The sequence below is a fragment of the Nioella sediminis genome, from assembly GCF_001879695.1.
GTDB lineage: Bacteria > Pseudomonadota > Alphaproteobacteria > Rhodobacterales > Rhodobacteraceae > Nioella > Nioella sediminis.
In genome coordinates, this window is sequence record NZ_MNBL01000185.1 from 1 (window position 1) to 8,807 (window position 8,807).

The window sequence follows — 8,807 nt, forward strand, 5'->3', positions numbered from 1 at the left end:
TCGGTCCCTGTTCTTTTGCTGAGCTATGCCGTGGTGTCGCTGGTGGCCTGGCTGCTGCTGCGCCGGTTCCTGGGCGTCTATCGCGGCCAGGTGAAGACCTTCGACCACGATATCAACGAGAACTGAGCCGTTAGCCAAGTTGCGCGCCTGACGGCGCAAGACTGTATCTCGCCTGCGGGGACTTCGCCCCTTGGCTCGGGATCGGGTCAGGGCAGGTCTGCGAGGATCGCCTGTGCCGCGGCGCGGGGGTTCTCTGCCGTCCAGATCGGGCGGCCCACCACGATATGATCGGCTCCGTCGGTGATGGCCGCAGCCGGGGTTGCCACGCGCTTTTGATCACCCTTGGCGCTGCCTGTGGGGCGCACGCCGGGGGTGACGATCAGGCGGTCTTTGGCATTTGGAAGGGCGCGGATCAACGCGGCCTCATGGGGTGAGGCGATGACGCCATCGGCCCCGGCCTCGAACGCATTTGCGGCGCGTTGCAGAACGATATCCTGCACATTGCCCGGCTTGATCAGGTTGGCATCCAGATCATCCCGGTCAAGCGAGGTCAGCACCGTGACGGCGAGGATCTTGAGCCCGCTGCCCGCTGCGCCCTCTTTCGCGGCTCGGACCACCTGCGGGTCGCCCTGCACGGTCAGGAAATCCAGATCGAACTGCGCCAGCCCGCGCACGGCGGCTTCAATCGTTGCGCCGATATCGAAGAGCTTCATGTCGAGGAAGATGCGCTTGCCGTGTTCCTGCTTCAGCTCGTTGGCCAGGGCCAGCCCGCCGCCGGTCAGCATCCCCAGGCCGATCTTGTAGAAGCTGACGGCATCACCGATCTCTTCGGCCAGTTTCATGCCTTGCAGGGCATTGGGCACGTCAAGGGCGGCGATCAGGCGGTCATCACTCATGGCTTGGGTCCTTCCGGTTGCACTGGGGCGATGCTTTAGGGGGCGACGCGCCTGCTGTCCATGCGGTCAGACAGAAAACGGCCCGGTCGCGACGGGGGGAAGCGACCGGGCCGGGCAGCAGGAGACCTTGAGGGACGGGGGTCATCCTGTCTGGGGGCGCAGCCTTTGTTGAGGGACGGGACAGGCGGCTGCGCCTTGGGGAAACTGTTACCGCCGGTGGCGGAGGGCGGCCTTAGAGAGGCCGGAGGCGATGTGCGAGAACGCGGCCCCTTGCGGGCCGTGCCAGCGGCAGTCGACCGGGGCGCGGTCGTCCAGCACGGCGCGGGCATGAAAACAGGCGCGGCGGGCGTCATAGGCGACTTGGGTCAGGGCGATGCGGGTCATGGCTTGGGGTTCCAGATATGGCTTATGGTCATGTGTCGGGCGGGGGTGCCGCCCGGTTCAAAAGAAATGGGAAGAATTTTTCGAAAGGGAATCCTGCGTCGCGGTCTTGTGATGGGTCGTGTCCTTTCCCATCTATCTGACAAGGCCCGCAAATGCCTCCGTGCCGGAATTCTGGGCGGGGCGACGGACGGGCGCTTTGAAAAGGAGACTTGGCATGAACTTGGAGAAGTTCACCGACCGCGCGCGCGGGTTCCTTCAGGCCGCGCAGACCATCGCACAGCGGGAAGACCATCAGAAACTGGTTCCCGAACATTTGCTGAAGGCACTTCTCGACGACGATCAGGGCATGGCCTCGAACCTCATCACCCGGGCGGGCGGCAACGCCAAGCGGGTGGCGGAGTCGGTCGACCTGTCGCTGTCGAAGCTTCCGAAAGTGACCGGCGATTCCGGGCAGCTTTACATGGACGGGCAGACCGTGAAGGTGCTGACTGAGGCCGAAAAGCTGGCTGAAAAGGCGGGTGACAGTTTCGTGGCCGTCGAACGCATTCTGACCGCATTGGCCATGGTGAAATCCAAGGCCAAGGACGCGCTGGATGCGGGCGCCGTGAATGCTCAGGCGCTGAATTCGGCGATCAACGATCTGCGCAAGGGGCGCACGGCGGATAGTGCCGGGGCCGAAGACAGCTATGAGGCGCTGAAGAAATACGCCCGCGACCTGACGGAAGCGGCGCGCGAGGGCAAGATTGACCCGATCATTGGCCGCGACGAGGAAATTCGCCGCGCCATGCAGGTGCTGAGCCGCCGGACCAAGAACAACCCGGTGCTGATCGGCGAACCCGGTGTCGGGAAAACGGCGATTGCCGAGGGGCTGGCGCTGCGGATCGTCAATGGCGACGTGCCGGAATCCCTCAAGAACAAGACCCTCATGGCGCTCGATATGGGCGCGCTGATTGCCGGTGCGAAATACCGGGGTGAGTTCGAGGAACGGCTGAAGGCGGTGCTGAACGAGATCACCGCGGCTGCCGGGGAAATCATCCTCTTCATCGACGAGATGCACACGCTTGTGGGTGCGGGCAAGACCGATGGCGCAATGGATGCGGCGAACCTGATCAAGCCGGCGCTGGCGCGGGGCGAGTTGCATTGTGTGGGGGCCACGACGCTGGATGAATACCGCAAGTATGTGGAGAAAGACGCGGCCCTTGCCCGCCGGTTCCAGCCGCTGATGGTTGAGGAACCGACGGTGGAGGACACGGTCAGCATCCTGCGCGGGATCAAGGAGAAGTACGAGCTGCATCACGGGGTGCGGATTTCGGACGCTGCTCTGGTCGCGGCCTCGCAGCTCAGCCACCGCTACATCACCGACCGGTTCCTGCCGGACAAAGCCATCGACCTTGTCGATGAGGCCGCCAGCCGGTTGCGGATGGAGGTGGATTCCAAGCCGGAAGAACTGGACGCGCTCGACCGCGACATCCTGCAAAAGCAGATCGAGGCAGAGGCGCTGAAGAAAGAGGATGATGCGGCGTCCAAGGACCGGCTGGTGAAGCTGCAAAAGGACTTGTCCGAGCTTCAGCAGAAATCGGCGGAACTGACGGCGCAATGGCAGTCGGAACGCGACAAGCTGGAAAGCGCGCGTGGGCTTAAAGAAAAGCTGGACCATGCCCGTGCGGAACTGGACCAGGCCAAGCGGCAGGGCGACCTGGCCCGCGCCGGGGAGCTGTCTTATGGCGTCATCCCGGGTTTGGAAAAGCAACTGGCGGAGTCGGAGCAACAGGACAATGACCTGATGGTCGAAGAGGCCGTGCGACCCGAACAGATCGCAAGTGTCGTCGAGCGCTGGACCGGCATTCCGATGTCCAAGATGCTGGAAGGCGAGCGCGAGAAACTGCTGCGCATGGAAGAGGAAATAGGCAAGCGGGTGATTGGGCAGAAGACCGCCGTCACCGCCGTGTCGAACGCCGTGCGCCGGGCGCGGGCGGGGCTGAACGACGAAAACCGTCCTTTGGGCAGCTTCCTGATGCTTGGGCCGACCGGCGTGGGGAAAACCGAGCTGACCAAGGCGCTGGCCGAATACCTCTTTGACGACGATCAGGCGATGGTGCGCATCGACATGTCCGAGTTCATGGAGAAACACGCGGTCAGCCGTCTGATCGGCGCACCTCCGGGCTATGTCGGTTATGATGAGGGCGGCGTGCTGACTGAAGCGGTGCGGCGCAGGCCCTATCAGGTTGTGCTGTTCGACGAGGTCGAGAAGGCGCATCCGGATGTGTTCAACGTGCTGCTACAGGTGCTCGATGACGGTCAGTTGACCGACGGGCAGGGCCGCACGGTGGATTTCAAGCAGACTCTCATCGTGCTGACCTCGAACCTTGGCGCGCAGGCGCTGAGCCAGCTGCCCGATGGCGCCGACAGTTCCGCCGCCAAGCGGGACGTGATGGACGCCGTGCGCGCCCATTTCCGGCCGGAATTCCTGAACCGTCTGGATGAAACCATCATCTTTGACCGCCTGACGCGGGCCGATATGGATGGCATCGTCGCCATTCAGCTGCGCCGCCTTGAAAAGCGTCTGGCCGATCGCAAGATCACGCTGGATCTGGACGACGGTGCGCGGAAATGGCTGGCCGATGAGGGCTATGACCCGGTCTTCGGGGCACGGCCCTTGAAGCGGGTCATCCAGAACGCCCTGCAAAACCAACTGGCCGAGATGATCCTGGCCGGTGAGGTCAAGGACGGCGAAACGGTGCATGTCAGCGCCGGGGCCGACGGGCTGATCGTGGGCGACCGGGTGTCAGCCTCGAACCGGCCCAAGCCGGACGACGCCGTGGTGCACTAAGGCGTCAGGCCGAAAGATCAGCGCCCCCGGAGCGATACCTCCGGGGGCGCTTTTCTCTGCCATAAGCCGTTGGGGACGGTCTCAGCCTGGCACAAGCACGGTGTCGATGATGTGGACGACCCCGTTCGAGGCCATGACATCGGCGGTGGTGACGGTGGCGGAATGGTTCAGGACCACGCCATGTCCCTGCCCGTTGGCGCTGATATAGCCGCCCTGAACGGTCGGGATGCGGCCGCGTTGGCCGAGGATGGCGGAGGCCGGGTAGTAGGCGGCCGACACATGGTAGGTCAGCACATTTGTCAGCGCCGGGATGTCATGCAGCAGGCCTTGCAGAACGCCATGGGGCAGATGCTCGAAGGCGCGGTTCGTGGGGGCGAAGACGGTGAAATTGCCGGGGCCGGACAGCGTGTCGACCAGGCCCGCCGCCTGAACGGCGGTCACCAGCGTGGACAACTCGGGCGTTGCGACGGCGAGGTCGACGATGGTTGCCGATTGTGCGGAGAGGATTGCAGGTGTTGCCAGCGATGCGGCAGCGGCCCCTGCGGTGGCCGAAAAGAATTGACGACGGTTCATGGGGAACTCCCTCGTTCGGTCAAAGGAAAGGCCCGCCGGTCAGGGCGGGCCGATGCGTTTACATCGAAGGCAGGATCACCGCGTCGATCACATGGATCACGCCGTTCGAGGCTTCGATATCGGCGGCGACCACATTGGCACCGTTCACGGTCACGCCATCCATGGTGCCGATCTCGATTTCGCCACCCTGAACGGTGGTTGCCATCATGCCATCCGACAGATCGCCTGACATGACCGCGCCCGGGACCACGTGATAGGTGAGGATGGCCACGAGCTGATCGAGGTTTTCCTCCATCAGAAGGGTTTCGACAGTGCCTTCGGGCAGGGCGGCGAAAGCCTCGTCGGTGGGTGCAAAGACGGTGAAGGGGCCTTCGCCGCGCAGGGTGTCTTCCAGACCGGCGGCCTGCACGGCAGCGACAAGCGTGTTGAACGTGCCCGCGCCCACGGCGGTATCGACGATGTCCATGGAATGACCACCCGCGAAGGCGGTGGTGGAAAGCATCACAGCGGCAGCGGTGCCAAGAAAAGTACGACGGATCATTGGTTGGTTCTCCTGTCCTGAGGAATGTGACTTGGGTTACGGGAACAGGGCGGGATTGGATGACCTCGCAACGTCATCAAATCCTTGAAAACCTGGGTTGCCGAAACGATTGGCCGCGCTAAGCCACGGTGTTTTCGGATGTCCACTCACAAAATCGTGCAGGCCTCGTGATCACGCGGTGATGATCCGACCCGATTGTGACCATCCGCCGATTGATTGACGGGGCCGGGGCGGGCAATGTTCCGGACAACCCAACAGCACTGAAAGGCGCAAGGCGATGATGTTCAGTTTCGTGGAGTTTCTGGCGCAGGCCTTTTTGTTCCTGGTCGGGGTGATCGTCCTCATCCTGCTGCTGGTGGCCATCTATGACCGGTTGCAGACCCATGACGCGATCCGCCGCAACTACCCGGTGATCGGGCGGTTCCGGGGGCTGTTCACCGCGTTGGGAGAGTTCTTCCGCCAGTATTTCTTTGCCATGGACCGGGAAGAGCTGCCCTTTAACCGGGCGCAGCGGGACTGGGTGAATCACGCCGCCGAGGGCGGGTCCAACACTCTGGCCTTCGGGTCGACCCGCGACCTGACCATTCCCGGCACTCCGATTTTCGTGAACGCTGCCTTCCCGCCGCTGGACAACCAATATGCTTCGACGGAACCGATGATAATCGGCCCCACCGCGCGGCAGCCCTATATGGCACCGTCGTTCTTCAATATCTCGGGGATGAGCTATGGCGCCATCTCGAAACCCGCCGTACAGGCGCTGAGCCGGGGGGCGAAAAAAGCCGGGATCTGGATGAACACCGGCGAGGGCGCGCTGTCGCCCTATCACCTTGAGGGCGGCTGCGACATCGTCTTTCAGATCGGGACGGCGAAATATGGCGTGCGAAACCCCGATGGCAGCCTGAACGACGACAAGCTGCGCGAGGTGGCAGCGCATGAGGCGGTCAAGATGTTCGAGCTGAAGCTTGCCCAGGGGGCCAAGCCCGGCAAGGGCGGTATCCTGCCGGCTGAGAAGATCACAGCCGAGATCGCGCAGATCCGGGGGATCGTGCCGGGCGAGGATAGCCTGTCGCCGAACCGACATATCGAGATCGACGACTGGGGCGATCTGCTGGACATGATCGCCCATATCCGCGAGGTCACCGGCAAGCCCGTAGGCATCAAGACTGTAGCGGGCGGCGCGGAGCCGTTCGAGGACCTTTTCCGCCTGATCATCGAGCGCGGCGAAGGCAGCGCGCCCGATTTCATCACGCTTGACGGTGGCGAGGGCGGGACCGGGGCCTCGCCCATGCCGCTGATGGACCTTGTCGGCATGTCGATCCGCGAGGCGCTGCTGATGGTGTCGGACCTGCGCGACCGGCATGGGTTGAAGGATCGGGTCCGGCTCATTGCCTCTGGCAAGCTGGTGAACCCCGGCGATGTGGCTTGGGCACTGGCGGCGGGGGCCGATTTTGTAACATCCGCCCGTGGCTTCATGTTCTCGCTGGGCTGTATCCAGGCGCTGAAATGTAACAAGAACACCTGCCCGACCGGCATCACCACCCATGATCCGCGCTTTCAGAAGGGTCTGGTCGTTGAGGTGAAAGAGGATCGGGTGGCGCGTTATGCCAAGGGAATCATCAAGGAAGTCGAGACAATCGCCCATTCCGTGGGGGTTGCGGAACCCCGCCAGATGCGCCGCCGCCACGTGCGTCTGGTGATGGCCGATGGTACCTCACGCCCGATGCACGATGTTTTTCCCCGTGGTCACGAGATTCCAACAATGCCGTGAGCCCCGCTGCTTTCGCTTTGTTGCGCACCATCTCTTTGGCAGTGTCGCGCCAAGCAAATGCAGGAGGACCAAATGGCCTATCGCTGGAAGAATGACCTGACCCATGCGGATGTGACCCCCAAGGGTCTGTTCCTGAACCGTCGTCAATGGATGGCCGGTGCAGGGGCTGTCATGGGGGCCGGTCTGATTGGCGGGCAGGCCCGCGCGCAAGAGGCGCTGGAACCCAATACCTTCGAAGAGATCACCAGCTACAACAACTTCTACGAATTCGGTACCGGCAAGACCGACCCCGCCGCCTATGCCCATATGCTGACCACCGACCCGTGGCAGATCGAGATTGATGGCATGGTCGACAATCCCGGTGTCTATTCGCTGGCCGAGATCCTCGAAGGCATGACCATCGAAGACCGCATCTACCGCTTCCGCTGTGTCGAGGCCTGGTCGATGGTGATCCCGTGGAACGGGTTCGAACTGGCCGATCTGCTGACCCGCGTCGGTGTGCAGGAGGGCGCGCAGTACGTGGCCTTTGAAACGCTGGTGCGGCCCGAGGAAATGCCCGGTCAGCGCAGCCCGATCCTGAACTGGCCCTACCGTGAGGGTCTGCGTCTGGATGAGGCGATGCACCCGCTGACCCTGATGGCGACCGGTCTTTATGGCGAACCGATGCCCAACCAGAACGGCGCGCCGATCCGATTGGTGGTGCCGTGGAAATACGGGTTCAAGTCGATCAAGTCGATCGTCCGCATCACCCTGACGGATGAGGAACCGCCCACCACCTGGAACATGCAGAACCGCCGCGAATACGGCTTCTATTCCAACGTGAACCCCGAGGTGGATCACCCGCGCTGGTCCCAGGCAAGTGAGCGGCGCGTCGGTGGTGGGCTCTTTGCCCGGCGCATCCCGACGCTGATGTTCAACGGCTACGAGGACGAGGTGGCCTCGATGTACGAGGGCATGGACCTGTCCGAGTATTTCTGAGGCCCCGACATGATCGACACGCTGAACCAGACCCTGCGCCGCCTGCCGGAATGGCCGCTCTATATCCTCGGGTTCCTGCCCGCGGCCTGGCTGTTGTGGCTTGGCATCAATGGCGGGCTCGGTGTGGAGCCGATCAAGGCGCTGGAACATGAGCTTGGGGTGATCGCGCTGCAATTCCTGATTGCCACGCTTCTGGTCACGCCCTTGCGCCGCTATGCCGCGCTGAACCTGCTGAAGTTCCGCCGCGCCTTCGGGCTGTTGGGGTTCGGCTATGTCTGTCTGCACCTGCTGACCTGGCTGGCGCTGGATATGTCCTTCCTGTGGGGCCAGATCGCTGAGGATCTGGTGGAGCGTCCCTACATCACCATCGGCATGGCGGCCTTCCTGCTATTGGTGCCGTTGGCACTGACCTCGACCAAGGCTGCGATCCGCCGGATGGGCCTGCGCTGGCACAAGCTGCACCGGCTGTCCTATGTGGCGGTGATCCTCGGCGGGCTGCATTTCGTGATGCAGGAAAAGGTCTGGAGCGTTCAGTCCCTGGTCTATCTTGCGATTGCCGTGGCGGTCGTGGCGATGCGGGCGCTCTGGATGACCCGCCGAGTCGCCCGCTCCTGATGGGATTCACGCGGGTTGCTCCCAGAATCTGGGGATAAGTCGGGGGGTAACCCAAGATGTTGGAATGCGAGTCGGCAGGTTGGTGCCGCAGAGCAGCATCGAAAGCCTCGTTAGCGCAGAACATCTTGAGTCTTTGGTGATCTAAACATCTGAATTATTTGAGTTTTCAAGGGTCGGACAAAAAAAGTTCATGTTTCTTCAAAAAAGCGCTTGCGGGTTTTG

8 protein-coding genes are annotated in these 8,807 nt (G+C 62.7%); 4 read left to right on the top strand and 4 right to left on the bottom strand.

The window, feature by feature from the left end:
• Nucleotides 1–206: 206 nt before the first annotated feature.
• Entirely contained in the window at nucleotides 207–896 is a 690-nt protein-coding gene (gene pyrF / locus BKY26_RS19575; RefSeq protein ID WP_071692053.1) for an orotidine-5'-phosphate decarboxylase, read from the bottom strand.
• Between the two features lie 207 nt (nucleotides 897–1,103).
• Nucleotides 1,104–1,280 carry a hypothetical protein gene (locus BKY26_RS20375; protein ID WP_158514374.1) on the bottom strand — a complete coding sequence of 59 codons (177 nt, stop codon included), beginning with the start codon at nucleotides 1,278–1,280 and terminating at the stop codon, nucleotides 1,104–1,106.
• A gap of 214 nt (nucleotides 1,281–1,494) precedes the next feature.
• Here BKY26_RS20375 and clpB point away from each other — a divergent pair, with 214 nt between their 5' ends.
• Nucleotides 1,495–4,110, top strand: a complete 2,616-nt coding sequence (gene clpB / locus BKY26_RS19580) for an ATP-dependent chaperone ClpB (protein WP_071692054.1) — start codon at nucleotides 1,495–1,497, stop codon at nucleotides 4,108–4,110.
• A gap of 81 nt (nucleotides 4,111–4,191) precedes the next feature.
• Here clpB and BKY26_RS19585 read toward each other — a convergent pair whose 3' ends face one another.
• Nucleotides 4,192–4,683 carry a fasciclin domain-containing protein gene (locus tag BKY26_RS19585; RefSeq protein ID WP_071692055.1) on the bottom strand — a complete coding sequence of 164 codons (492 nt, stop codon included), beginning with the start codon at nucleotides 4,681–4,683 and terminating at the stop codon, nucleotides 4,192–4,194.
• A gap of 58 nt (nucleotides 4,684–4,741) precedes the next feature.
• Nucleotides 4,742–5,224, bottom strand: coding sequence for a fasciclin domain-containing protein (locus tag BKY26_RS19590; RefSeq protein WP_071692056.1), 483 nt, complete (start codon nucleotides 5,222–5,224; stop codon nucleotides 4,742–4,744).
• Between the two features lie 277 nt (nucleotides 5,225–5,501).
• Between BKY26_RS19590 and BKY26_RS19595 the strand changes: the two genes are divergently transcribed.
• The 3 genes from BKY26_RS19595 (at nucleotide 5,502) to msrQ (ending at nucleotide 8,585) form a co-directional block, all read left to right on the top strand.
• Nucleotides 5,502–6,992, top strand: a complete 1,491-nt coding sequence (locus tag BKY26_RS19595; RefSeq protein WP_071692057.1) for an FMN-binding glutamate synthase family protein — start codon at nucleotides 5,502–5,504, stop codon at nucleotides 6,990–6,992.
• 72 nt (nucleotides 6,993–7,064) lie between these two features.
• Nucleotides 7,065–7,970 carry a protein-methionine-sulfoxide reductase catalytic subunit MsrP gene (gene msrP / locus BKY26_RS19600; protein ID WP_071692058.1) on the top strand — a complete coding sequence of 302 codons (906 nt, stop codon included), beginning with the start codon at nucleotides 7,065–7,067 and terminating at the stop codon, nucleotides 7,968–7,970.
• Between the two features lie 9 nt (nucleotides 7,971–7,979).
• Nucleotides 7,980–8,585: a protein-methionine-sulfoxide reductase heme-binding subunit MsrQ gene (msrQ, locus tag BKY26_RS19605; protein ID WP_071692059.1), complete on the top strand. Its 606-nt coding sequence runs from the start codon at nucleotides 7,980–7,982 to the stop codon at nucleotides 8,583–8,585.
• The last annotated feature ends 222 nt before the right edge of the window (nucleotides 8,586–8,807 follow it).

What these genes read in the sequence shown, in the direction of transcription:
- pyrF (WP_071692053.1), bottom strand. Translation starts at nt 896, where the DNA reads ATGAGTGATGACCGCCTGATCGCCGCCCTTGACGTGCCCAATGCCCTG.
- BKY26_RS20375 (WP_158514374.1), bottom strand. Translation starts at nt 1,280, where the DNA reads ATGACCCGCATCGCCCTGACCCAAGTCGCCTATGACGCCCGCCGCGCC.
- clpB (WP_071692054.1), top strand. Translation starts at nt 1,495, where the DNA reads ATGAACTTGGAGAAGTTCACCGACCGCGCGCGCGGGTTCCTTCAGGCC.
- BKY26_RS19585 (WP_071692055.1), bottom strand. Translation starts at nt 4,683, where the DNA reads ATGAACCGTCGTCAATTCTTTTCGGCCACCGCAGGGGCCGCTGCCGCA.
- BKY26_RS19590 (WP_071692056.1), bottom strand. Translation starts at nt 5,224, where the DNA reads ATGATCCGTCGTACTTTTCTTGGCACCGCTGCCGCTGTGATGCTTTCC.
- BKY26_RS19595 (WP_071692057.1), top strand. Translation starts at nt 5,502, where the DNA reads ATGATGTTCAGTTTCGTGGAGTTTCTGGCGCAGGCCTTTTTGTTCCTG.
- msrP (WP_071692058.1), top strand. Translation starts at nt 7,065, where the DNA reads ATGGCCTATCGCTGGAAGAATGACCTGACCCATGCGGATGTGACCCCC.
- msrQ (WP_071692059.1), top strand. Translation starts at nt 7,980, where the DNA reads ATGATCGACACGCTGAACCAGACCCTGCGCCGCCTGCCGGAATGGCCG.